Annotated in this window: 22 protein-coding genes and 1 pseudogene; 20 read left to right on the plus strand and 3 right to left on the minus strand. The window is 41.3% G+C overall.

Translation table 11 applies throughout. From position 1 onward, the window contains the following. The first annotated feature begins 13 nt into the window (after positions 1-13). From iolE to CHJ_RS20575, 20 genes and pseudogenes are all read left to right on the plus strand, one after another. A complete protein-coding gene (gene iolE, locus CHJ_RS20485) occupies positions 14-904 on the plus strand; it encodes a myo-inosose-2 dehydratase (RefSeq protein WP_171753671.1) in 891 nt (296 codons plus the stop codon). 77 nt (positions 905-981) lie between these two features. Further along, on the plus strand, positions 982-2,916 hold the full coding sequence (gene iolD, locus CHJ_RS20490) for a 3D-(3,5/4)-trihydroxycyclohexane-1,2-dione acylhydrolase (decyclizing) (RefSeq protein ID WP_171753670.1): 1,935 nt from the start codon (positions 982-984) through the stop codon (positions 2,914-2,916). A gap of 174 nt (positions 2,917-3,090) precedes the next feature. Next, entirely contained in the window at positions 3,091-3,918 is an 828-nt protein-coding gene (iolB, locus tag CHJ_RS20495; protein ID WP_317918841.1) for a 5-deoxy-glucuronate isomerase, read from the plus strand. Between the two features lie 38 nt (positions 3,919-3,956). Continuing rightward, on the plus strand, positions 3,957-4,943 hold the full coding sequence (gene iolG, locus CHJ_RS20500; protein ID WP_171753668.1) for an inositol 2-dehydrogenase: 987 nt from the start codon (positions 3,957-3,959) through the stop codon (positions 4,941-4,943). Positions 4,944-5,575: 632 nt separating this feature from the next. Further along, positions 5,576-7,207: a sensor histidine kinase gene (locus CHJ_RS20505; RefSeq protein WP_171753667.1), complete on the plus strand. Its 1,632-nt coding sequence runs from the start codon at positions 5,576-5,578 to the stop codon at positions 7,205-7,207. Further along, positions 7,208-7,900 (plus strand): response regulator, encoded by a 693-nt coding sequence (locus CHJ_RS20510; RefSeq protein WP_171753666.1) that lies wholly within the window; start codon positions 7,208-7,210, stop codon positions 7,898-7,900. Positions 7,901-8,339: 439 nt separating this feature from the next. Beyond that, complete coding sequence (gene citD, locus CHJ_RS20515; RefSeq protein ID WP_317918842.1) at positions 8,340-8,633, plus strand: citrate lyase acyl carrier protein; 294 nt, start codon at positions 8,340-8,342, stop codon at positions 8,631-8,633. Continuing rightward, positions 8,633-9,508, plus strand: a complete 876-nt coding sequence (gene citE, locus CHJ_RS20520; RefSeq protein WP_317918843.1) for a citrate (pro-3S)-lyase subunit beta — start codon at positions 8,633-8,635, stop codon at positions 9,506-9,508. Before citD ends, citE begins: the two co-directional genes overlap by 1 nt. Positions 9,509-9,517: 9 nt before the next feature. Then, positions 9,518-11,050 carry a citrate lyase subunit alpha gene (citF, locus tag CHJ_RS20525; RefSeq protein WP_411861575.1) on the plus strand — a complete coding sequence of 511 codons (1,533 nt, stop codon included), beginning with the start codon at positions 9,518-9,520 and terminating at the stop codon, positions 11,048-11,050. Positions 11,051-11,110: 60 nt separating this feature from the next. Continuing rightward, positions 11,111-11,599 carry a citrate lyase holo-[acyl-carrier protein] synthase gene (gene citX / locus CHJ_RS20530; protein ID WP_317918844.1) on the plus strand — a complete coding sequence of 163 codons (489 nt, stop codon included), beginning with the start codon at positions 11,111-11,113 and terminating at the stop codon, positions 11,597-11,599. Then, positions 11,562-12,494, plus strand: coding sequence for a triphosphoribosyl-dephospho-CoA synthase CitG (citG, locus tag CHJ_RS20535; protein ID WP_317918845.1), 933 nt, complete (start codon positions 11,562-11,564; stop codon positions 12,492-12,494). Before citX ends, citG begins: the two co-directional genes overlap by 38 nt. A gap of 75 nt (positions 12,495-12,569) precedes the next feature. Then, positions 12,570-13,352 carry a DUF5718 family protein gene (locus CHJ_RS20540; RefSeq protein ID WP_317918846.1) on the plus strand — a complete coding sequence of 261 codons (783 nt, stop codon included), beginning with the start codon at positions 12,570-12,572 and terminating at the stop codon, positions 13,350-13,352. Between the two features lie 66 nt (positions 13,353-13,418). Then, entirely contained in the window at positions 13,419-13,574 is a 156-nt protein-coding gene (locus CHJ_RS20545) for a hypothetical protein (RefSeq protein ID WP_411861576.1), read from the plus strand. A gap of 327 nt (positions 13,575-13,901) precedes the next feature. Next, the gene (locus CHJ_RS20550; RefSeq protein ID WP_317918847.1) at positions 13,902-15,395 is read left to right on the plus strand and encodes a bifunctional metallophosphatase/5'-nucleotidase; all 1,494 of its coding nucleotides are present in this window, start codon (positions 13,902-13,904) and stop codon (positions 15,393-15,395) included. 11 nt (positions 15,396-15,406) lie between these two features. Further along, positions 15,407-17,116, plus strand: a complete 1,710-nt coding sequence (locus CHJ_RS20555) for a GGDEF domain-containing protein (protein WP_317918848.1) — start codon at positions 15,407-15,409, stop codon at positions 17,114-17,116. A gap of 27 nt (positions 17,117-17,143) precedes the next feature. Then, positions 17,144-17,269: pseudogene (locus CHJ_RS24160) on the plus strand (ankyrin repeat domain-containing protein); the annotation flags it as partial. A gap of 182 nt (positions 17,270-17,451) precedes the next feature. Then, on the plus strand, positions 17,452-18,978 hold the full coding sequence (locus CHJ_RS20560) for a PTS transporter subunit EIIC (RefSeq protein WP_317918849.1): 1,527 nt from the start codon (positions 17,452-17,454) through the stop codon (positions 18,976-18,978). A 287-nt stretch (positions 18,979-19,265) separates the two neighbouring features. Continuing rightward, entirely contained in the window at positions 19,266-19,970 is a 705-nt protein-coding gene (locus tag CHJ_RS20565) for a response regulator transcription factor (RefSeq protein ID WP_171753651.1), read from the plus strand. After that, entirely contained in the window at positions 19,960-21,399 is a 1,440-nt protein-coding gene (locus tag CHJ_RS20570) for an ATP-binding protein (protein WP_317918850.1), read from the plus strand. The genes CHJ_RS20565 and CHJ_RS20570 overlap by 11 nt, the downstream gene beginning before the upstream one ends. 1 nt (position 21,400) lies before the next feature. Then, positions 21,401-22,639 carry an ABC transporter substrate-binding protein gene (locus tag CHJ_RS20575; RefSeq protein ID WP_317918851.1) on the plus strand — a complete coding sequence of 413 codons (1,239 nt, stop codon included), beginning with the start codon at positions 21,401-21,403 and terminating at the stop codon, positions 22,637-22,639. A 278-nt stretch (positions 22,640-22,917) separates the two neighbouring features. On the opposite strand, the gene CHJ_RS20580 is transcribed toward CHJ_RS20575, so the two are convergent. The 3 genes from CHJ_RS20580 to CHJ_RS20590 all read right to left on the minus strand — a co-directional run bounded on the left by CHJ_RS20580 (position 22,918) and on the right by CHJ_RS20590 (position 25,879). Further along, the gene (locus tag CHJ_RS20580) at positions 22,918-23,649 is read right to left on the minus strand and encodes a helix-turn-helix transcriptional regulator (protein ID WP_317918852.1); all 732 of its coding nucleotides are present in this window, start codon (positions 23,647-23,649) and stop codon (positions 22,918-22,920) included. Between the two features lie 302 nt (positions 23,650-23,951). Further along, positions 23,952-24,266: a hypothetical protein gene (locus CHJ_RS20585; protein ID WP_317918853.1), complete on the minus strand. Its 315-nt coding sequence runs from the start codon at positions 24,264-24,266 to the stop codon at positions 23,952-23,954. After that, a complete protein-coding gene (locus CHJ_RS20590; RefSeq protein ID WP_317918854.1) occupies positions 24,266-25,879 on the minus strand; it encodes a 4Fe-4S dicluster domain-containing protein in 1,614 nt (537 codons plus the stop codon). The genes CHJ_RS20585 and CHJ_RS20590 overlap by 1 nt, the downstream gene beginning before the upstream one ends. Positions 25,880-26,004 lie beyond the last annotated feature (125 nt).

Here is a 26,004-nt window from a genome sequence, read left to right on the forward strand (position 1 = left end):
AGGAAAAAATATAATGACAATTAAACTTGGTATCAATCCGCTAACTTGGACTAATGATGATTTACCTTCTTTAGGCGCTGAAACATCTTTGGAAACTTGTTTAACAGAGGGTCGTCAAGCTGGATTTGTAGGTTTCGAACTTGGCAATAAGTTTCCAAGAGAAGCCAGCATTTTAGGCCCAATTTTAAACGCTCATGATGTGGAGCTTGTATCTGGCTGGTATTCGTTAGAGCTTCTTACTCGTTCTGTTGAAGAAGAGATTGAAGCAGTGCAACCGCATTTAACTTTACTTCGTGAGCTAGGTGCGAAAGTCATGGTGGTTTGTGAAGTAACGGATTGTATTCATGGTAAGCAAGATACACCTGTTCATCTACGTCCAGAGTTTCCAAAAGATCGTTGGGAAGAGTACGGTAAAAAAATCACAGAGTTTGCTAAATATACTCAAAGCCAAGGTGTGCAAATTGCCTACCATCACCACATGGGTACGGTGATAGAAACTGCGGAAGATGTTGATAATTTGATGTCTAACACCGGTTCTGAAGTCGGTTTATTACTTGATACAGGACATCTAACTTTTGCAGGCGCGGACCCTATTGCTGTAGCTGAACGTTGGGCTAAACGAATTAATCATGTTCACTGTAAAGATATCCGAAAAGATGTACTTGCTGATGTTAAAAATAAGAAGATGAGTTTCTTAAACTCTGTTCTTGATGGTGTTTATACCGTGCCGGGAGATGGTTGCGTTAACTACCCTGAGATTTTCAAAATTCTAAAACAGGAAAACTATCAAGGTTGGTTAGTGGTTGAAGCGGAACAAGATCCTGCGATTGCGAATCCATTAACCTATGCAACACTCGGGTATAACAACCTAGAGAAACTAGCTAAAGATGCGGAATTAATCTAATACGCACTAAGTAGTATAAGCGCCAGGCCCTATGCTGGCGCTTTCTAATAACTTCCAGTTTTTGGAGTGATGTAGTTATGAACACCATACGAATGACAACTGCGCAAGCGCTAGTAAAATTTATGAATCAACAATACGTTGAGTTCGATGGTAAGCAAGATAAGTTTATACATGGTGTATTCACGATTTTTGGACATGGAAACGTAGTCGGTTTAGGCCAAGCATTAGAAGAAGATGCCGGAAGCCTTATTGTACATCAAGGTTGTAATGAGCAAGGCATGGCTCATATTGCAATGGGATTTGCTAAGCAGCACAAACGCAAAAAAATCTACGCGGTAACGTCATCTGTTGGTCCGGGCGCTGCAAATATGGTCACGTCGGCAGCAACGGCAACAGCCAATCGTATACCGGTTTTATTTCTTCCGGGAGATATATTCGCAAGCCGTCAGCCAGATCCCGTGTTACAGCAAGTAGAGCAATTCCATGACTGTTCTATTAGCACTAATGACTGCTTTAAGCCTGTGTCACGTTATTGGGATAGGGTGAATCGTCCTGAACAACTGATGACCGCAATGATCAATGCGATGCGTGTTCTTACGGACCCTGCTGATACGGGCGCGGTGACTATCTGCTTACCTCAAGATGTACAGGGTGAAGCTTATGATTTCCCTGATTACTTTTTCAAGAAACGAGTTCATAGAATAGAACGCCGTCCAGCAACATCAGAAATGATTCGTGACGCTGTAAATCTAATTAAGAGAAAGAAGAAACCAATTCTAGTTTGCGGTGGTGGTGTTCGATATTCAGAAGCACATGGTGTTTTTCAAGAATTTTCTGAGAAATTCAATATTCCATTTGGAGAAACACAAGCTGGGAAAAGTGCCATTGTTGCCAGTCATGAATTAAATCTTGGCGGGATAGGAACAACAGGCTGTTTAGCTGCAAACTTAGTCGCAAAAGACGCAGATTTAGTTATCGGTGTCGGTACACGTTTTACCGATTTTACTACTGCTTCAAAATCATTATTCCAAAATCCTGAAGTGGAATTTTTAACGATTAATACCGCTGAATTTGATGCGTGCAAACTGGATGCAATTTCAGTGGTTGCTGACGCAAAATCGGCGTTAAAAGAGATCGAAAATTTACTTGTTTTAGAAAACTATTTAACTCAATACAAAAATGAAATTGTTGATGCTAAATCTGCATGGGAGCAAGAGTTAGATCGTTTATTTAATATCAAATTTAGCGATGAGTTTACGCCTGAAGTGGATGGTCACTTTGATAGCCAGCTTATTGAGTATCGTGATTCATTAGACACTGAGCTAACTCAGACTCGTATTTTAGGATTACTCGACCAAACGTTGGAAGATAACGCGATTGTTGTTGGGGCTGCTGGTTCGCTACCGGGAGATCTTCAGCGTGTATGGCGACCAAAACATCCTGATACATATCATATGGAATATGGTTACTCATGCATGGGGTATGAAATTGCGGCATCGATTGGTGCGAAGATAGCGAGCCCAGAGCAACCTGTTTATACAATGGTTGGAGATGGTTCCTACATGATGCTTCATTCGGAGTTACAAACCGCAATCCAAGAAGGCATTAAAATCAACGTAATACTGTTTGATAATGCGGCGTTTGGTTGTATTAACAACCTACAAATGAGTCAAGGCATGGGGAGTTATGGGACTGAAAATCGCTTCCGAGATCCAGAAACAGGGAGAATGACAGGCAAGCTTGTACCTGTTGATTTTGCCAAGAATGCCGAAAGTTATGGTTGTAAGAGTTATACCGTGCGCACGGAGGCTGAATTGATAGCTGCTGTTGAAGATGCCAAAAAACAGACGGTATCAACCCTAATTGATATTAAAACTCTGCCTAAAACCATGACCAACGGTTATGAAGCGTGGTGGCGTTGCGGAACGGCACAAGTGGCTAAAAAACAAGAAGTTGTTGATGCTGCCGCAAGCATTAAAGAGGTTTTAGCTACTAAGGCACGTCAATACTAACAAGGTATATCAACCCTCTAAGGTAGGGGGTTGATATGATCGCTATCACACATCAAATAAAATAATTGATTCGCATTTAATTTATTTTGAAATTTATATTTCGCAGTGGTAGTTTGTATCAATAGTTAATTCCAACGAATATTTACCTTATATAACAGTAAGTTTGGGATCTTTATGTCTAAATTATTATCAAAATACGAGTATGTGAACGGTTCCACGCCGACACAAGACATCACACCAGAATCGGCAGGATGGGACTATGTAGGATTTAAAGCTTATGAACTAAATCCTAGCCAATCTTTAAAGTTTGAAGCATCAGATAAAGAAACTTGTGTCGTTATTATTTCTGGTAAAGCGACAGTTCAAACGGATTCAAAATTATTTGAAGAAATTGGCGACAGAATGAGTCCTTTTGAACGCAAAAAGCCTTATGCGGTTTATATTGCGAACAATGAAGCATACACAATCAAATCTCATACCGATCTAGAAATAGCGATCTGTACCGCCCCCGGAAAAGGCAGCCATGAGACTCGTCTTATTGCGCCAGACGACATCGATGCAGAACATCGCGGGGCAGGCGCAAACCAACGCTATGTTCATAATATTCTTCCGGATTATAAAGAAGCAGATAGTCTGCTTGTGGTAGAAGTTTATACGGATGAAGGCTGTACTAGCTCTTATCCAAGCCATAAACATGATGAAGCGACAGAAACAGAAACCTATTTAGAAGAAACGTATTATCACCGTCTGAACCCTTCTCAGGGATTTTGTTTACAACGAGTTTATACCGATGATCGCACACTCGACGAATCTATGGCTGTATATAACAAAGACGTTGTAAAAGCACCTAAAGGCTATCATCCAGTCGCGACCATCGCCGGTTACGATAGTTATTATCTAAATGTAATGGCTGGACCAACGCGTAAATGGTTATTTACTTGGGAAGCCGATCATAATTGGGTGAACTCAGACGAATATGCCAAAAAGCATTTAAAAAAATAGACTCCACAATTATTAACAACAACTTAGAGAATGTAATTATGTTTAATATTGCTTTGTTTGGTGCGGGCCGCATCGGAAAGGTTCATGCACTAAATATTAATAATCACCCTGAAACAAATCTTTATTCTGTTATTGACCCATACCTCGAAGGTGCGCAACAAATTTGTGCGGCCTATGGTGCTAAAGTTCAAACAATTGAACAAGCAATGACAGACCCAGAAATAGATGCTGTTTGTATTGGCTCTGCAACAGATACGCATGCAGACCTAACAATGATGGCGGCGAAAAATGGAAAGGCGATTTTCTGTGAGAAGCCGATCGACCTTTCCCTTGAACGTGTGCGCGAATGTCTTTCTGTTGTTAAGCGATACGAAGTACCAATGCTAGTGGGTTTTAATCGTCGTTTTGACCCTCAGTTCCGTAAAGTAAAAGAGCAGTTTGGCGCTGGTGTAATTGGTAAAGCAGAATCATTGCTCATCACATCTAGAGATCCTTCGCCACCGCCAGCGGAATACAGTGAAGTGTCTGGCGGTATGTTCCGCGATATGACGGTGCATGATTTGGATATGGCACGTTTTATTATTGGTGACGAGCCAGTATCTATTTATGCAAGCGGCAGTTGTGTCGTCGATCCTGCTATTGGTCACGCGGGTGATATTGATACTGCGACAATTATTATCGAATTTAAAAATGGTGCCACAGCAACCATCATGAATAGTCGCCGTTCTGGCTATGGTTATGATCAACGCATGGAACTTCACGGCGAGAAAGGTCTTCTTCAGGCGAATAATATGCTGGAAAGCCTTGTTGAGCACTGGGGTGAAACGGGTTGTAATGCAGAAAAACCACACCCATTCTTCCTTGAGCGTTATGAAGCGGCTTATATTTCAGAATGGAGCCACTTTGTTGATGTGATAGCTAAACGTTGCCAACCAAGCTGTAACGGTGATGACGGTGAGTATGCATTGGTTCTTGCAGAAGCGGCATTAGAATCATTGAAATCTGGAAAAAAAGTATCACTGTAAAAAGTATCTAACCGTATTATTTTGGGTAAAACGTAAAACGTAAAACGTAAAACTTAAGCCACCAAAGACCTTTTTCGAGAGGTCTTTTTTTTGGGCGGAATTAAATCCGATCAGCACAAGAATCAATATTTGATTACTTTCTAATGACGTACGTCCTCAGAACCTCTGCTTCTTTCATTTATATTCATCCAGCTTAGTATCTGTTCGGTAGTATAAAATTTGATTAAATTGACAGAAACGGACAAAAAAAGACATGAATGGACGCGATATTTAATTATAACTTGCTATGGTGCTCTTAGTTATTCTGAGAAATTGAGTTCACTTTTTCTAGATAATGAATGTGATTGGTATAACTCGATATATTTGATGATGGATATTATCTAACCGTTGAGTGAATGGGATGGACAATAATTAAATTCATTAAAACCATTAGGTGCATTAAATACTAGTAAAAATATGAGTCTTGATTGTGGCGTACTGTTTTACTTAAAGAATATGTTAATGATGATAGATATAATATATTCGGTTTTTATATCCGTTATCACACTGTTTAGATTTAGTGGTGAATTATATTATTATTAAAACTATAATTAAGTGGAATATATCAAGAACAGCTAGCTGGGCATCGGGTTATGAATGAAATCTCTCATCAATTGATAAGTAAAGTGAAGTTTGGTTTTTCATTCAGGAAAAAAGTTTTTCTTCTCATTTTTGCTTTGCTAACTCTGCAGCTTGTATTCATGAGCAGTAATTTCCATTCAGCCTTGCTTGATACACTTGAGGATCAGGTCGGAACTCGAGCACTGATTCAGGCGCAGGAAATTGCCAGTGATCCTGAGTTAATTAATGACGTCAGAGTGAGAAATCAGCCAGAGATTAAAAAACTGATCGAGCGTTTAACCAAGATCTCAGATGCCAGTTTTATTGTTGTTGGAGATACAGAAGGCATTCGTCTGGCTCACCCAGTTGAGGATAAAATTGGTTTCCCTATGCAGGGCGGCGATAACGCGGGGGCACTAGAAAGAGGTGAATCTTACGTTTCTATTAGAGAGGGAAGCTTAGGTTACGGTGTTCGAGGCAAAACGCCTATTATTGATTTTGACGGCTCAATCATCGGTGTTGTATCGGTGGGTTACTTACTCAACCGTTTTGATCAATGGCTATTGTTTTATGCAAAACCTTTTGCTTACGACGTGCTTACGGTATTCATTTTGACAATCATCGGTGCGTGGTTTTTTTCTCGTCATATTAAGCGGAAAATGAATGGCATGGAGCCTTCGCAGATAGCGCTGGCCTTATATCTACAAAATTCGATACTGAAATCTGTCTACGAGGGAGTGATTGCCATTGATAAGCAAGGCAAGATTTTGGCGATTAACAAAACAGCGCTTGCGATGTTGGGTATTAATAAACAAGCTAGTGAACTGAAAAATAGCAGTATTCTAGAGTATTTGTCTCAAACGAAAATATTTTTTCAGGAGCCTTTTGATAAAAATATAAAAGATGAGATTGTCTATTTTAATGGAAGTACCTTTATCGCGAATCGTGTTGCTATGATAGAAGCGGATCTTCTTATTGGCTGGGTGGTTAGTTTTAGACGCAAAGATGATATTAACTCATTAACCGCAGAGCTGACGCAAATAAAACAATACACCGATAATTTAAGGGTATTAAGACATGAATACGCAAATAAATTGTCTATGATCTCTGGTCTTATTGAAATTGGTGACAGTGACGCGGCGCTGTTATTAATTAATCAAGAGAACAATAATAATCAAAGATTAATTGACTATATTAGGAAAAACATTAAAAACAACCAAATTGCAGGCTTGTTGTTAGGCAAATATACTCGCTCAAAAGAGTTAGGCTTAGAGCTACAATTTGACCCAACATGTGAGCTATCGGCCTCAACAGAGATGATTGATGTAAATGAGTTGTCGGCAGTAATAGGTAACTTGTTAGACAATGCTTTTGAAGCGTCTCTTAACAACCCGAATAGCAATAAAGTCGTCACATTTTTGATCACAGATGCAGGAAAAGAGTTGGTTATGGAAGTGGCAGATAATGGTACGGGTATTGATCCGGACGTGGCAGATTCCCTGTATCGGCGTGGGGTGACAAGTAAAAAAAAGAGTGAGGGGCATGGCATCGGACTTTATCTTGTTCATCGCTATGTAACAAATGCAGGTGGTATGATTTTGGTTGATGATGCGGAACCCAAAGGAACCATTTTTTCAATTTTTATTCCAAAAAGACGGACATAGATGATGGAATTGATAGACGTAGTAATAGTAGAAGACGAAGTAGGAATCGCTGAGTTACATGCCCAGTTTTTAAGACAGATGTTTCGCTTCAATCCTGTGGGAATAGCTTCTAATCTGAACATGGCGAGAACCATGATTAAGGTTCATAAACCTCAACTTGTCATTTTGGATAACTACTTACCTGATGGGCTGGGTGTCGATCTATTGCGTGAGATTGTCTCGGAAAAGAATGAAAAAAAACCAGATGTTATTCTGGTTACCGCAGCTAGCGAAATGGATACGGTAAAAGATGCCATGCACTGCGGATGCTTTGATTATATTTTAAAACCCATCGCTTACGATCGGTTAAAAGACACCTTAAATCGGTATTTAAAATACTACAGCGCACTCAATGCCTACGACAACATAAGCCAGCGACATGTGGACGACTTATTTAATATCCAAGTGAGAGATAAAACGGCAAAGACGTTACCAAAAGGGATTGGTGAGTTAACTTTAGATAAAATCAAAGAGGTCTTTATCAGAAACGTTGGTACTAGATTTACTGCCGAAAGCTTAGGAGAACAGGTCGGTATCAGTAAAACCACCGCTCGACGTTATCTTGAATACTGTGCTTCTAGTGGATTTTTGCAAGCAGAAAATGAACACGGCAGGGTTGGCCGACCTGAACGAGTGTATTTAAAGTCCAGTTAGTTTCTCCATTTCGGGCTTGCCATTCTTTTATACCGTTTACCGAATGAAGTTAACCCTCATATAAAATAGAGCGTCCTGTAAGGATGCTCTATTATTAGGGTCGGTTGATCCTTCGCGACTATTTCTGAAGCACTAACAATATCTTGCCCCAACCCCTTTCAGACTGAACAACCTCTCTTAGCACACTCTTTTCTGCCCTTTGAATAAAGCCACCTTAAAGTAAAGATTAAATTCATAAAATCCATTAATGATTTTTAACTTGCTGAGAAGCTTGATTGTTGTCGCTAATTCGTCGCGCTTAATACGGAAAATAGACCTGACTTCGGCATTGCAACGGTGAAGCAGTGCTGGGGATATAGACGAATTGGTAAATAGCTTGCCTTTCCGCCTCGAATCAAAATTTTGACCTACTCCAACACACGATTTACGAGGAAATAAAATGATAATCGCTCAGCGATCTTATGCCGGAACGCTGGAGTCCAGTGACCTGTTAGTTGAGGTCTGGCCTTCTGAAAGCAAAACGTTAGAGATAGAAATCACAAGCTCTGTAGAGAAACAGTTTAGTGAACAGATTACACAAGTTGTAGAAGAGACACTCTGCAAAATGGGCGTTGAAGCCGCGTGCGTTACTGTCAATGACAAAGGCGCTCTTGACTGTGTTATCAGAGCTCGAGTACAGGCTGCGGTTATGCGCGCAGCGAAAACAGAACAAATGGCTTGGGGAAACTTGTAATGGCTAAGTTACGTAGAAGCATGCTGTTTGTGCCCGGCTCTAACGCAGCGATGTTAAGCAACTCATTTATTTATACGCCAGATGCCATCATGTTTGATCTGGAAGATTCGGTATCACTTCGGGAGAAAGATACGGCACGCATGTTGGTTTATAACGCTTTGCAACACCCTTTTTATCAAGGAATTGAAACCATTGTCAGGGTGAATGGACTGGATACCAAATTTGGCCGTGAAGATGTTAGAGCGGTGGTAAAAGCAGGAGTCACCGCAGTCCGTTTAGCTAAAACGGACAGTGCTCAAGATGTTATTGATATGGATAAACTAATTTCAGAAGCAGAAGAGCAGTTTGGCCGCGCGCCGCGCAGCACTCGTATGCTTGCCGCTATTGAGTCTGCTATGGGGATCAATAATGCTGTTGAAATTGCTACCGCGTCAGATCGTCTTATTGGTATCGCGCTTGGCGCAGAAGATTATGTACGAGACTTAAGAACGCAGCGTACCCCTGAAGGCACCGAACTATTGTTTGCTCGCTGTTCTATCTTACAAGCAGCACGAGCGGCGGGAATTATGGCCTTCGATACCGTGTATTCCGATGCGAACAATGAACAAGGTTTTCTCAATGAAGCGGAGCATATTAAGTCTCTTGGTTTTGACGGCAAGTCACTCATCAATCCGCGTCAAATAGAATTGTTGCACAACGTTTTTGCTCCTTCTCAGGCTGAAGTCGACCACGCTATCGCCGTTATAGAAGTTGCAGAAGAAGCAGAAGCCCAAGGCTCTGGTGTTGCATCTTTGAACGGGAAAATGGTTGATGGCCCAATCATTGAAAGAGCTCGCTGGACACTTGAACGAGCAAAAACAGGAATTAAAGAGTAGGGCATTGCTATGACAACGATTAAGAATGTATTAAACAGAGAGATTGAAATTCCTGCCAATGGACACCGCAATATGCGACCGTTTAGCGATGCTCATGAGATCACTGCACGAATGGTAGATAAAACCAATAGGCTTGACCGAAAAATGCATGCATCTATCGAAAGTGCGATAGAAAATTGCGGCTTAAAAGATGGCATGACGATTTCATTTCATCACTCATTTCGTGGTGGAGATAAAATCATTAACAAGGTGATGGAAGTTATAGCAGAGATGGGCTTTAAAGACCTGACATTGGCGTCTAGCTCTCTATCAACCATTCATGTGCCTATTGTTGAGCATATAAAAAATGGTGTTGTAGGAAAAATCTATACATCTGGCGTTCGGGGACAGCTTGCTGAGGAGATATCTCGCGGGTTAATGAAACAGCCAATTCAAATTCACTCCCATGGCGGCCGGGTGCATTTAGTTGAAACGGGGGAGCTAAACATAGATGTGGCGTTTATTGGGGTATCAAGCAGTGATGAGTTTGGTAATGCCAATGCGATTGTTGGTCGATCTCGATGCGGCTCTCTAGGTTACGCCAAAGTAGATGCGCAGTATGCCGATAAGGTTATTGTTCTGACGGAAGAGTTGGTTGCTTATCCGAACTCTCCTGCGTCAATTTCGCAAGATCAGGTTGATGCGATCGTGAAAGTAGAAGAAGTTGGCGACGCATCAAAAATTGGTGGCGACGCGACGCGAATGACCAAGAACCCTAGAGAGCTCCTGATTGCAAGAAAGGCCGCTGATGTGATTGAGCACTCAGGTTATTTCTACGATGGATTTACTTTGCAGACAGGATCTGGCGGTGCCTCATTAGCCGTAACGCGTTTCTTAGAAGATAAAATGACCAAACACAATGTCACGGCAAGTTTTGGTTTAGGTGGCATCACTTCTACCATGGTGGCGATGCACGAAAAAGGGTTAATCTCGACTCTATTAGATGTGCAGTCCTTCGACTCAGATGCCGCTGATTCGTTAGCTCGTAATCCAAAACATATTGAGATCTCCGCTAATCAATACGCGAACCCTTCATCATTAGGGGCGACAGTAGAAAGACTTGATGTGGTGATTCTTAGTGCTTTGGAAATTGATGTTGATTTTAATGTGAACGTGATTACCGGTTCTGATGGGGTAATTCGTGGTGCGTCTGGTGGTCATAGTGATACTGCTGCCTCGGCAAATCTGACCATTATCGTCGCGCCTCTTGTAAGAGGGCGCATACCAACGGTAGTCAATTCAGTGTTAAATGTGGTTACACCGGGCTCGCAAATCGATGTGTTAGTCACGGATCATGGTGTTGCCGTTAATCCTAAACGCGAAGAGGTTAAACGCCGTCTTGAAGAGGCAGGTATCGAAACCTTTGATATTAACGCCCTTCAGCAACGTGCAGAGAAGTTAACTGGAAAACCCAAAGCGATAGAGTATTTGGATAATGTTGTAGGCTATGTTCGTTACCGTGATGGTTCTGTTATTGATGTCATCAAACAAGTTAAGGACTAAATATTGTTTGCTGGGCCAAAAGTAACGCTCCAACAGGTACTGGATAATAGGGAACGGCGAGTGAGCCGGCAACAGAAGTGGGTAAAGGACTACTCGCTTCCCCTTATAAGTTTCACCATCAATATGATGGGTGAGATCAAGCGAAACAAGCTTTCACAAATTGCATTTGAGCGTGGCTATATTGCGATTTTAGAAGCTTGCCGCACAGAGAACTTATCTATCATCAGTATCGAAAAGTTTAGCTCGGTCACCGGAGTAGAGCTTTTAATTGCGGTGGAATCGAGCAGCGTAGAAGTGCTGAAGCGACGGATGGTGAACATAGAAGATGAACACCCTTTAGGTCGGTTATTCGATATCGATGTTGTTGATAATAAGGGTGCTGCACTTTCCAGAGACAACCTAAGACTGGCGCGACGACCATGCCTGTTATGTGATAGAGATGCGAAGGTTTGCGCTCGAAGCAGAAACCATGCGTTGTCAGAACTTAAACAAAAAATGAGTGAGATGATAAATGATTGCGAGCAACTCGATCCGCTGGTTACTCAATGATTGCTGTCTATATAGAACGTCATCGAGTGGAAAGTTAAAACTTAATATTACAGAGCTTGTGGGTAATCTGGCTTATCACGCTATGATGCTAGAAGCGCATTTAACGCCCAAGGCGGGGTTGGTGGACTGCGCATCATCGGGCGCTCACCGGGATATGGATATTGGTACCTTTATTGCCAGTTCTGATGCGCTTCGGCCTTATATGAAAAAGTTTGTCAGCGTCGGGATGGAGTTTCATCACTCTTCTCCGGCGGATCTTTTGTTACCCCTTAGAGAAGTCGGCATACAAGCCGAACATGCGATGTTTACCGCTACAAACAATGTGAACACACACAAAGGAATGATATTTACCCTTGGTCTTATATGCGGTGCAGTCGGTTGGTTGCACCAACGCAATGTTCCGTTTAATGCGTCTCAGGTGCGTGAAGTGATTCAATCTTGCTGCGCAACTATTGTGCGAGATGACCTCGAAAAACAGACCGCTAATTTGAAAACCGCGGGAGAACGCATTTTTCATGACTATGGTTTTACAGGCATTCGGGGAGAAGCTGCGTTAGGATACCCCACTATTTTTGATTGTGCTTTGCCGGTTTATGAAGAGCATATAAATAAAGCCTATTCTGAGGAGCAAGCTCTATCTAAAACCTTGCTCTCTTTGATGGCGAATAACAATGACACCAATTTGATAAATAGAGGCGGCATAGAAGGGTTGAATTTTGTAAAAAAAGAAGCTCAGAAATTGCTTGATAGCTTTGCATGTTCGGAGTTCAACTATGATGCTTCTATTTCTAATTTCGACCAGCAATTAATAGCGAAAAATTTAAGTCCAGGCGGAAGTGCCGATTTGTTAGCTGCCACTTGGTTATTAGCACAGCTGAATATCTGTTCAAATTAATGGAATGAGCTCTAGTTCATTACATCACTCCACTCTCTCATTGGTAAACAGTGAGAGTTTTTTATAAGGTTTTAAATGTTAAATAGTATATCGATAGGAATCATTGGCAATTACTTCGGCCATTTAAGTGGCGCAGAGAATGTAAAAGAGCACCCATTACCCAATGGCATATTTGTGATTCATTGTGATCACCCGGAAACGGTTACATCGGGTGTTGAAGCCAAGTATCCGCAGAGCGGAACTGACCTAGATATCGAACCAGAATTTGTTATTCGATTTGCGACTCGCTATCAAAACGGCAGGTTATCTGAATTAACCGCAACACATATGACAATTGGAAATGATTTCACGATTCGTTCGCTGGACGGTTCATCAAAAATCTCACAGAGAAAGGCGTGGGGAGAGAAATCTAAAGGAATTAATTCAACTTGGTGGCAGATGCAGGAGTTCACCAAAGCGAACTACGGCAAAAATTTGAATCTTATCTCCTATATTGAGCGGGATGGTAAGTTTCATTGTGCGACAGAGTTAGTTGATTGTTTGGATACCAAACTCTTTCATGGAGAACTTATCGAGTGGATTATCGAGCGGGTAAATCATCAGCAAGATGAGGGCATGTATGAAGAGATTCATCCTGAGTTTTCAGCGAACAATTTCCCTGAAGAATTAATTCTCTATACCGGTGCGCCAAATTACTCCGGTTGGGGAGAAGAGAACTTTATCGAGACCGGGGATAAGGTCCATATATCGGCATTTAAAACGGATAAATACAGCCCCAGTGAAGTTGAAAAACGGTTGCTTCAGGGGGAACTGGTTAATGATAGCCATATGCTGTCGTTTACTCAGGTAGTGGTTTGAACATACCCAGTGTGATTTTTGTTGTTGATACTGTATATAAGCTTCCCGTTAGAGCAGGGCGCGGTGATGAATCAGGTCAGTTCATCCATTGGCGACCTGAACAAAATTTCAGATAGCAATACCTTGTCGGCTCAGCACTGTTTAGCTGAAGTAGATTCTGTATCCAGTCAGGCCATAGAGATGGATAGCGCGGTCGCGGAGTTTCAGGTGAACAAAGCGTAACTAAACTTCCAGTCTGATTTAACACTCAGTATACCCAAGTAATTAGCGGCCAATTGGCCGCTATATTTTTATCTGAAGAGTATAGAAATGAAGTTATTCATATCTTATTTAGCTAAGTAATTTAACTAAGTAACTTAATTTAAATATTTGTGAGTGGACGAGTGTCAGGTGAGACTTTGAGCTTTAAATGAAATTCATTTGGCAATAACAATCGTGAACAAAATTGAAACTTTTCGATTTCTAGCCTAATGATTAATATTATAACTTTAAAATATGTTAATTATCTTATTGATTGTCTGTGTCGATAGTTTACAAATTAGGTGAGTCATGAATAAAACTTTGTTGCATATTATAGTGGGTATTTTCATTGGGTTCATGTTCTCTTTTAAGACGATTGCAGAAACTGAATTGAATATTATCTATGTTTCGAAAACCGTTGAAGTTGATTCCAGAGAAAGCAAAGTTGGCGGGCTGGCAAATTTACAATCATTAGTTAAAGCAACTCGTCAGGCAAACAAAAATACGCTCTTTCTGCATGGCGGAGACTTTTTGGCAGGTAGCCTTATGTCCTCTTTTGACAGAGGAACTCATATGATCGATCTGCTTAACATGATGGAACCTGATGCGGTCGCTATCAATGAAAGAGAGTTTGCATTTAAAGAGGATGAGCTGTCACTACGTATTCAGGAATCCGCATTTCCCTATATTAATATTAATATCACCGATCCGCTAACCGGAGGGCGATTTGAAAGCACAGAGGAGAGTATGTGCTTTGAGCTGAAAGATATAAAAGCCTGTGTTTTTAGTATCTTAGACCCTTTGGTTATAGAGAACTACCCACCTGACCGAATCTCGGTTGACCCTAGTCTTGACCTTATAGAGGACAAAGCGCGTTCTTTACGTGAACAAGGGGCAGATTTGGTGATTTTGATGGCCAGTAACGAAGAAGATCAACTTAAAAATCTTATTGAGAAAGAGTTGGTTGATATGCTGCTTTACTCAAATTCTCATCAAGATAGTGTTTTGCCTGTAGGTAATGGCTTGCTTGTCAGTCAGGGGACAGAAGATGGGAAAGCGGCCTTGATAAAAGTAAAGTTCGATAACCGCAAGAGAGCTGAATTTGGTGCAGAACTTATCTCTCTCAACAACTTCGAACCCGACCCAGAGTTTTCAAATAAGATTAACTATTACTTGTCTGCTTTGGACGGAATAATGAACACGCCAGTAGGTAAAGTGACCTCTAAGATTACGTCCAGACGAGAAAAAGTACGATCAGAAGAAGTCGCCTTTGGTAATTTGGTAGCAGATGCGCTTCGTGAATATTATAACGCCGATATAGCGCTTGTTAACGGTGGTTCGATAAGAGGGAACAAAGAGTATGCAGCAGGGGCAGAGTTAACCCGCAAAGATATTCAAAGTGAGCTGCCTTTTGATCCTCCTAGTGTTCTGTTTCAGGCTAGCGGACAGGATATCCTTGCTGCTTTAGAAAATGGATTAAGTTTAGTTGAACAGGTTAAGGGGAGGTTTTTGCAAGTATCCGGCATGAAGTTCAGCTGGTGTCCGGATTCTCCGGTAGGGCAGCGTGTCGGCTCGGTGACTATCGGCGGCCAGCCAATAGCACTTGATAAACAATACACTATCGCGACTTCAGAATATTTAGCCAGAGGCGGAGATGGTTTTGTTATGTTTAAAGGCAAGCAGCCGTTAAACAGTAAAAAAGTAAGCTTGATTATGTGGGAACTTGTCAGGGCTTATATTAGTGAAAGAGGCGAAGTGAGCCCGAAAGTTGAAGGTAGAATCAGTCAAATTTGCAGTACCTAATGAGGCGATAGATGTTTCTAAACAAGAAAAAGAATAAGTTAAGGCTGAAATACTCGGGGGTTGAAGGCAAAATAGCCCGAACGAGTGTTTCTCGTACAGTTAGAATTAGCTTGTCTGTCATTACTCTGTCTCTAATTATTATTTCTGGTTTGACTTTAGCGGGTTTGTACAGTTTTAACGGAGCGCTTAATCTTCTGGTTAAAGAGACCATTCCACAGATCGTACTCGATGCATCCAACGCAAGTAAGTTTGATAATTTACTGATCGAGACTGAGCGCTTAGCAGCAGCGAGTTCAGAATCTTCCCGACGTATAGCTTATAAGCGCATTCAGCAGAATAGTATTGATATACGGACTAAGTTTTCAAATGAGGTTACTGTATTTGAAGAGCTGAATAATGAATTGATCATATTAGAACGTGTATTAGCAGACTTAAACCAGCTCATTGCCAGAAAAATAAAAATAAATGAACAAAGTAAAATTAAGGTACTGAGTTTATTTGAACTGATGAAAGATGTGGTTACTTTTAAGAATGACTCAAACTCACATCAAATTACTGAAGCAGATAGAAACGCAATTACTGAGTGGGTGAACACTTCGGTTCATATGCTGAGTTTGGCAGGTGAGTCTAGTACTTTAACCACACTGTATAAATTAAAGCGCATTGAATCGACACTTAAAAATGACGCTGAAAAACTAAAGGAGTCGTCCGGCAAGGTGCCGTTGTTTTACAAAGACGAGATTTTATTGCTGGAGAAAAGAGTTAACGATGAGCTATTAGGTAGAGATGGATTGATTGCCTTAATGCATTCAAGAGTAAAGGTAGCAATCGAGAGCGCCAGCAGAGCCAACTTTGCCAAAAAAGTGGTGAGTGATTTCAAGGCGACACAAACGACACTCTTCAATGAACTCATTGACGATGCGGCAAACACGACAAGTCATTTGAACAGCAATGTTGAAAAGATGACCTCGGTACTAGTTATTCTCTATTTTATACTGCTCTGTTCGATCGCTTGGGTCATCTATTATTTTCACCATAACCTTGTATTGCGTCTAGTAAACCTGAATTCAGCGATTTTGGAACGTATAGCTGGCCGAGAAGCGAATATCACTGAGACGCGTAATGATGAACTAACAGATATGACCAAGAGTTTTATTTATTACGAGAAAGAGGTTATCAAGAGAGAGGCCGCATTAAATGAAGTGGCAATGAAGGATTCACTTACCGGCTTAAGTAACCGTCGTCACTTTATGGAAGTAATGAAAAATGAAGTTGCGCGTTGTACGCGCTATCAAAATAATTTGAGTTTACTAATGTTAGACATCGATTTTTTCAAGAAAATTAATGACACCTACGGTCATTTTTCAGGAGATGTCGTTTTAAAACAGATCGCGGTTTTGCTGACTAAGGAGTTAAGAGAAGTTGATACGGTAGCTCGTCTCGGAGGCGAAGAATTTGCAGTGCTACTACCTGAGACGGAGCGGCAGGAGGCACTGTTGCTCGCAGAGCGAATAAGACGCGCAGTGGACGAATATAGTTTTGAGGATGAAGGAAATAGCATCCACTGCACCATTAGTATTGGGGTATCAGTATGCAGCCGAGGGAACAATTGTTTTGGCGATCTATTGAAAGAAGCCGATAGAGCCCTCTATCAGGCTAAAGAGCAGGGACGAAATCAAGTGTGTTACCGGCAAGCCTGTAATAAAAAAGAAGATGAATGAAGCCTATGTGTCGTTTACGCTAGCTATCAGGGTGCGGGTAAAGTTGTTGATAGGCTTGTCAGTGCCGGAGCCTCTCCTGACCGGAAAAATAACAATGGTTGGACTGCTCTTTTAGAAGCAACCATCCTAGGGAACGGGGCAAAATGTTCCTAGCGGAAAATGCGACGAGAAATACAAAATCAATGTCCCAGAGTCTCAGGTCATAATGTAAAATTTTACTTACAAAACGCCTACAATAATTAACCTTTAACAACATAAATCTCTGTAGCTTTACTAAGGAAATACCTGATCCATCGGGTATAGAAATTCTAACTATTAAGCTACGAGGTGTTCGCATGTCTACAGACGCTAAGACATTACCCACTCAGAATAGGTCAATATTTGCCCTGCTGAAACAAAGCATTACCAAGTTATCTACTGTCGGTCGGGCCTTGATGCTCCCTATCTCTATACTGCCTGCGGCAGGTCTTTTACTGGCCTTTGGTGACAAGTTTGGTATTCCCCTTATGGTTGGGGCCGGTGACGTTATTTTCGGAAATCTACCCCTATTGTTCGCTGTTGGTGCCGCGGTAGGTTTAACTAAAGAGTCTGGTATTGCAGGGCTTGCTGCCGTTGTGGCCATGTTGGTTATGAATATGACCATAGGAGTACACGCAGGAGTGACTCAAGAAATGGCCCTTGGTGGAGGAGCCTACGCTATGGTACTGGGCATACCCAGTTTGCAAATGGGCGTATTTGGCGGCTTAATCGCTGGTATTCTTGCCGCTTCGATGTACAACCGCTTCCATGATATTCAGCTCCCAGCGTTTCTGGGGTTCTTCTCCGGCAAACGATTTGTGCCGATTGTGACAGCTGTCGCTGCATTCCTTCTCGGTTTAATTTTGCCAAGTATCTGGATGTACGTTCAAGCTGGTATTGATGGTTTATCTGCAGTGGTAAATGGTGATAATCAGGCACTTTCTACCTTCATTTTTGGTTTTACTGAGAGAGCGTTGATTCCTTTAGGGCTTCACCATATCTGGTATCCGTCTTTCTGGTTCTCATTTGGTGAATACACCAGTCAGGCAGGAACCGTGGTAAATGGTGACCAGACTATTTGGTTTAAGATGTTAGCTGAAGGTGTTAAGAGTTTTGATTCTGCTACTTATCAGGGTGCTGGTAAATTCATGCAGGGCGAATTTCCTTTAATGCTTTTTGCTCTTCCTGCTGCCTGTCTCGCTATGTATCACGAAGCTAAAACTAACAACCGAAAATACGCTGCCGGTATTCTGTTTTCTGCAGCCCTAACCTGCTTTATTACCGGTATTACTGAGCCAGTAGAATTTACATTTATTTTTGTGTCTCCGTTACTTTATATCTTTAATGCTGTAAGTACTGGCTTTTCATATATGTTGATGTATCTATTGGATGCTCACTTAGCGAAATCATTCTCGGCAGGTTTTATTGACTATATTACTTTAGGTATTATTCCTTCATTGAACGGATTCGATACAAACTATCTTGCAGCTGTATTTGTTGGCGTACCGATGGCGGTTTTATACTACTTTGTATTTCGTTTCGTTATTCGCAAGTTCGATGTACAAACACCGGGACGAACAGAAGAATTAAAAGAAGAGATTTTACTGAGTACAGAACAGATGACTAAGTTGACTTTGGACTTTGTCGGAGGTCGAGAAAACCTGACTTCTGTTGCATCATGCATTACGCGTCTTCGCTTAGAAGTTAAAGATACATCTTTAATTAACGAAAAAGGACTTGAAGATATTGGTGCTATGGGTGTTATTAAGGTCGGGTCAAATGGTATACAAATTGTATTTGGTGACAAGGCTCAGTTTATAGAAGCGTGTATTAATCGTGGATAGTAAATCCACAAATTATTATTCATTATAAAAATTGATTTCAATAAAGCTACGCAATTCGCGTGGCTTTCTCTGCTTTACTAATTAAAAAAATCAACAAAACTTATTACGTTCTTTTTAACTATTTTAGAAAATTGTAAGCAGATGCTTACAAAAATTAGAGTAAAGTGTGATGAATAAAGAGGTAGGTCATAGTAGTTCGAGTTGAATGTCGGCATAGTAACAATGCGGGAAGATAACTGTATAAACCCGCTATGGCTAAAACTTCAGATATAAAAGGATATTCGCGAATGGTTCCAAAAACCATTTTAGTTGTTGATGACAATGAGGAGCTTAGAGATGCTCTTAGTGATTACTTTGGTCGCGCTGGGTTTAAGGTCATAACTGCTGCTGATGGCGAAGAGATGTGGAAGCAATTAGAAACCAACGAACCGAATTTAATTATACTTGATATAATGATGCCCGGAGATGATGGTTTTACCTTATGTGCACAGATTCGCCGTCGTTCTAATGTGCCTGTTATCATGCTAACAGCGGTAACTGAAGAGTCTGATAGAGTGGCTGGCTTAGAGATGGGGGCTGATGACTATATAACAAAATCATTTAGCCCAAGAGAGCTCCTTGCACGAGTAAAAGCAATACTACGAAGGGCAAGTCACAATACTGATGTACCGTTTGCCCGTAAGATTACTTTTGCTGGCTGGACACTAGATACCATTACGCGTCAGTTACTACATGAAGAAAAATCGCCTAGGCAATTATCGGGGGCAGACTTTTCATTACTTACCCTTTTTTTACGCCAACCGAATGCTATTCTTTCTCGAGACGAAATAGCTCAGGCGATCTGGGGTAGAGATGCAGAACCTCTTGAGAGAGGAATTGATGTACAGATCAGTCGGTTACGTAACCATCTAGATGACAGATACCGTGAACTTATAATTACCATTCGTAATAAAGGTTATATGTTAGCGGTAGAAGCCCTGTATGAGTCTTAAAAGAATATTCCCCCAATCCCTTGTTGCTCGTACGAGTTTAATGTTGCTTATGGTGATATTGGTTGCTCAGTTACTAGCGGGTTTAATTTGGTTTCAGCAAAGCGCACAAAAAGAGCAACAGGGTTTAAAGAGCACAGTGAGCAGTCTCGTTCTCAGTGCCTCTTCAACTATCTCATTTTTCAGTTCTCTTCCACTTGAGTATCGTCACCTTGTGTTAAATCAACTGAGGAATATGGGAGGAACACGTTTCTTTGTTTCTCTTAACAGTCGTGAACTTAATGTCACTCCGATTCCTGATTCTGCTCGAAAACAACTTGTTCTAAATGAAGTGAGAAAAGTATTAGAACAAGAGCTTGGTAACGAAAATAATATTACTGTTGAGTTTACTACCCGAGAAGAGCTTAAGGTTTTTAGTTCGGGCATAAATATTGATGATTTACCCCTGTTGTGGGCGCATTACAGTCTATCTTTTGGCGATATAAACCCTCCAATACTGGTGATTCAGATAGAGGTATCTCCTCAGGAGTGGTTTTACTTAGCGGCTGTACTCCCTGCGCCTTATGTGAGTTTGGAAAGTTCATTTATGGACAGCAAACAGATCTTTTTTATGATCTTGTCTGCATTGATGTTGTTGGTGTTTACTTGGCTAGTCATTCGCTCGGAAATCAGGCCCATCAGGAACTTGGCTAAGGCGGCTACTTTAATGGGAAGTAAATTGAGTGTCCCTGAAGTGAAAGAGGAGGGTAGCTCAGAGCTTAAAGCCGCTGTTCACGCTTTTAACAAAATGAATCGGAGAGTGAAGTCTCACCTTCGTGAACGTGAAATGCTGTTTGGGGCGATATCCCATGATCTTAAAACCCCACTTGCCTGTCTGAAATTAAGGACAGAAATGTTGGAAGACGATGTAACCCGAGCCAGATTCGAGAAGCTGCTTAACGAAGTAGATCTAATGGTTAAGGGGGCTCTGCAATGTATACGAGAAACCGATATTCATGAGGATATAGAGTCGATAGATCTCAATGATATTCTTAATATGAGTACCGAGCTTTATAACCGTTATGCAAAAAACGTCACCATAAATGGATATCAAATTAAACCCTATTACGGTAAACCTCTGGCTATAAAACGTTGTATCCAGAATCTTGTTGATAACGGAGTAAAGTACGGTAAAGAAGTCGCAATAGAAGTAGAGGACTCTCCGAGTCAGGTCATTATGACGTTTATCGACCAAGGACCCGGAATTGATAAAAAATTATTGGCAAAGGTATTTGAGCCATATTACAGAGTATCGTCTAACAATCAGGAAGGCAGTGGCCTCGGTTTAACTATTGCACGAAGTATTGCTCGAGCACATGGAGGAGAGGTCACTCTTCACTCCCGCACTGAAGAGCAGCCGTTCGCAGTAAGACTTGTTCTAAGTAGAGATTAAAATGAAAAAAATATTATTTTTCATAATGTTGTTAAGTAATCAAGTTCACGCTAAAGAAGTTGAATTTCTTCACTGGTGGACATCAGATGGTGAGATGGCTGCGTTGGATGTTATGAAGGACGCGGTCAAGGTACTAGGTGATGATTGGAAAAGTACCGCCATTAGAGGTGGAGGCGGAGACACCGCAATGGCGGTATTGCAGGCGCGTGCTATTGCAGGTAACCCACCGACCATGGCTCAAATTGAGGGGCCAGCAATTAAATCTTGGGCAAAAATTGGCTTTCTCACGTCACTTGATGAAATAGCTCAGAAGGAGAAGTGGGATGAACTTATGCTGCCAGCAATTCAGCGAATTAATAAGTACAATGGTGGTTACGTAGCGATTCCAGTTACTGTACACCGAGTAAACTGGCTTTGGGTAAATATGAAATTGTTGAAAGAAGCAGGACTAGACGTGCCCACCACTTGGAATGAATTCATAAGTGTGTCTAAAGTGCTTAATACCAAAGGTATTAAACCGCTTGCTTTGGGCAATGCTCCTTGGCAGATTTCCATGCTTTTTGAGAATATAGCGCTAGGTTTAGGTGGCCCAGACTACTATCAAAAAGCGCTAGTAGATCTTTCCCCAGACGCATTGAATAGTTCAACGACAACCGAAGTTTTATCAGTTTTTCGCCAGATTGGTGATATCAGTAAAAACAGTTTAAAAAAGCAAACGTGGGATGAAGCGACTCACGAACTTTTAAATGACCAAGCTGTTTTTCAGGTATTAGGGGACTGGGTTATTGGTGAGTTGAACACTGAAAAAATTTCTATTCCAGATCATATCGCTTGTTATGTCTCACCACAGACTTCGGGGACATATATCTACAATATGGATAGCTTTGTTATTTTTAATCACAACGCGGGTTCGCTTAAAGCAGATTCAGACAGAATGGCTAAATTGTTGTCCGCTAAAACATTTCAGGAAGAGTTTAGTAAGAAGAAAGGTTCAATTCCTGCCCGGGCCGATGTTTCTCTTTCCAGTTTTAATAGATGTTCTCAGCAATCAAGGCGAGATTTTGATAATGCAGAAGAGAACAATCGGTTGCTCCCAAGCATGACAGATTCCATGGCGGTGGCTCCTGTAGTACAGAATGCCATTATTAATGAGTTGTATCAGTTTTTTAATGATCCAACAAAGCAACCGGAGCAATTGATTTCTAGGCTTATTGCTATCGCTGGCAGCCATTCTGGTTAGGATGCTACTGAACATCTTTAGTAAGTGAAATACAGTGGTGGTAATTGGTGTAAACACAATAACTATTATGTAAGCACATCTATCTTATAAGTATCCGGTACGTTTAGTGTGCCATATTCTTAGTAATTAACGCATTGGTTTTTATACATGGTTAAAACAGCCGAAATCTGCCAAATACATAGAACAAGTCTTGTGAAAAAGTACCTGTTCTAGCCACAAAGAGATAGATAGTATTATTGCAGTCAACACTTATATTTACGATTTACTGCGTGGTTTAATTATATAATACAAAGTGTCTTGGCATTAAATATGAGTTCTACTTTGTTTTTGGCATTTAATAGTGACTTAGCTTTATCAAGATGGTAGTTGACGCCATTTTTCGATATATGGATTTCCTGAGTAATTTCTTCACTGCTTTTTCCTGATGCCGTCAAATCAAGAATTCTTGCCGTTCGGTCTTTTAGCTGCCCGTTATAAAATATAGGGTTAGTTAGTCTGGGGTATTGTCTGGTTAGAAAATAATGAACGACTTTATAATTCGATGAGGTATATAATTTACTTGTTATAGAATATAGTTTTTGTTGTTTTATTGATTTTGAACTCACAAGAAATAGCCCTTGAAATGCATCACTTTTTTCACAGACACAATAGCTATCTAACGATATGATATCGAACTGATTTAGTATCCTTTGAGCGTGTGCTCGGGTATTTAAGTCGACATAAACAGAAGCTGGATCAGCAACTGTCCATTTCAGCATTTCAGCTAAGGAAATTTTTTCATTTCTTCCGGATGTCCAGCGAAGATAGAGTTGCAAAAGAGCTAACATCATGGGCTCTTGGCTGGGGTCGGTACTGTAAACCGGGTAGTTGGAAATATCCTTACGATTGAGTCTTTTATCTTCAAAGTTCTTTGGGGTTACTATATATGTAAAGTCGAAAAAATTATCTTTCTTTAAGAGAGTTAATAGCTCACCTCTCAGAGTGTCTTTGTTATGCGATAGATTATTCATGCGTAACCTTATAACAGTTAGTAATGTATTTTATTATCTAGAATGTCAAATATTAGATTGTTTATAATAAGAAGTTGCTTCATAGGTTAAAGTAATGATTTTTGATATCTTCTAACTGAATTAATAATGAGTATTGACTAGTAATAATAATATTGATTTTTTAATAAATAGAAAGATACATACGAGCCATTGGCAGGTAAGTATTGTCTTTAATTTGAACTTTTGATCGGTACCAACGAAATTCGGGTGTATTGACCCTCCTGTGCGGCCAGAGTATAAGGAGGGCGGAGCCCTCCCGGTGTTTATTTTGCCGTTTGCCGGTTACCTAATATCATAAACAGCTTTAATAAAATTGCGCCGCCAATGACCATGGCAGTACCGACAAAACCAAGGAAATACCATCCTGCATTACCCTCATTCTCACCCAGCAGGGTAAATGCGCCGGCAATGGTTAAAATAAAAGAAAACCACCAGCTACCAGCGAGCAGCCATTTCCACCAGTTCATATGTATATTGAAATCTTCTGCCCATAGTTTTGCACTTTGAAATACAAAAACTTGAACGGCTCCAAGTACCATCCAGAAAATTGGGTCTAAAATTGTAGATTGCGGAAACATTAAAAGCCCTCCCAGTTGCCGTCATAATCCCAGTTTTTGTTGATATCTTTAAAGAACTCTTCCGAACGTAGCCATTCTGGTGGCTGGTGATAGTTAGCCAGTCGCCCGCCGTTGTGTGGCGCAGCATACGCTTCTGCATCCGGGTAATAGAAAAAGTTGTGCTGCATCGCGAGCAATGTTTTTCTGGTTAAGCCTGTTGGATCGCGTGGGTCGGCTTCTTTAACCAAGGCATGAATCCAGTTGTTTCGTCTGGTGTACGGGCAGACGGAGATACAAATCCGGCAACCCAGGTTGTGGTTAGACGGAAGGGAGTTCCACATGCGGAAACAGCTGTCTTGGTTAAATTCGTAGACTTTATAGCCCCGTACAATGGCATCCGGCTCATCCGATTTACTTATGGAACCGCTCGGACATGTTGTTGCACAGATTTTACATTCGATACAAAAATCACGCACGCCGATGTCAATGGGCTTGTCGTATTCAAATTCCAGATCTGTTACAACACAGGCTAAACGAATATTTGGCCCCACTTCAGGAGTGATCAGGCATCCGTTTCTGGACGACTCACCCAAACCGGCCTGTACGGCAATCGGAGGAAGCATCAGTTCATAATCGGCTCCCGGAACATTTGCCCTTGCACTCCAGCCTATGCGGTTTAAGAACACTTCAAGCTTTCCGGTTGCGAATCGCACATTGCTGTAAGCTTCCATAGAGGTGCCATAAACAGGTGCGGCATACATACCGTCCCAGCTCATTGGGATGCCCAGAACAATCACGGATTTCCAGTGTTCGGGAATTTTATCACCCCACTGCGCACCATCATTCTCTGTTCCGCGCATTACGTTCTTATAAACGAAATCGGGGTCAAGTTTTGCTAGGCCGACGAAACTGCAACCGAGCTGATGAGCTACTTTTTTGATCAGTTTTGAAGCATGCTTGGGCGATTTAAACTCCCGTTTCTTCATCACCGGAACAGGTTTACCGTCTTTATCAAGCTTACGTGGTTGTCCGTTTGGATCGCCGCCATAGGTATAGTCATAGACACACTTATAATCGGATACTTCCGGATTTCCTTCTGGTGGCAATGGCCAGTTAATATGGACACCGTTATCTCCATACATGGAAGTCATACAGGCGCTATCGTAGGCATGGGCAATAGCAAATCTGTCGACGTATTTGTGGTGTAATTCTTTTGATTTTGCTTTCTGTTTTAGCGCTTCTAGCATTTCAGGATAGCGTTTCGGGTGCTTCGCATAGTAGTTTACTACCCGTTGGTCAGGGCAGGTATTATATCCAGTGGTCGGATCCCAGCCCTGATGGATAGCATCGTAAACCATTGCTATACGTTTGAATAAAAAATCCTCCCGTTCAGGGCGTTCAGTAGGCCCTGTTTTAATCAGGGTAGGCGCGATATCCACGCGAAATGGTTCGCGGTCAAAAAACATGTCTTTGCCTTCTTGGGTTCTCCCCCAGCCAGTATCTTGATCCGGTTCACTTCCCAGAATAAAACCGGTAGGGGCAGCAACCGCTGCTGTCGCAGCTGCGGCCGAGGCACCACCCATTTTTAAAAAATCCCGCCTTCCTAAGCCGGGCGAATTTTGTTTCTTGGACATCAAATTACTCCTTCTTGATTTTGTTATTGTTTATAGTGCTTATATCCATTTCAGTAATTTTGTTTTCAAAATGAATCCGGTTGCAAAAACCGCTCAAGATATCTCTATGCATTAATAAATGAATT

Origin of the sequence: Vibrio sp. MACH09, from assembly GCF_033238805.1 — a bacterium.
Lineage (GTDB): Bacteria > Pseudomonadota > Gammaproteobacteria > Enterobacterales > Vibrionaceae > Vibrio.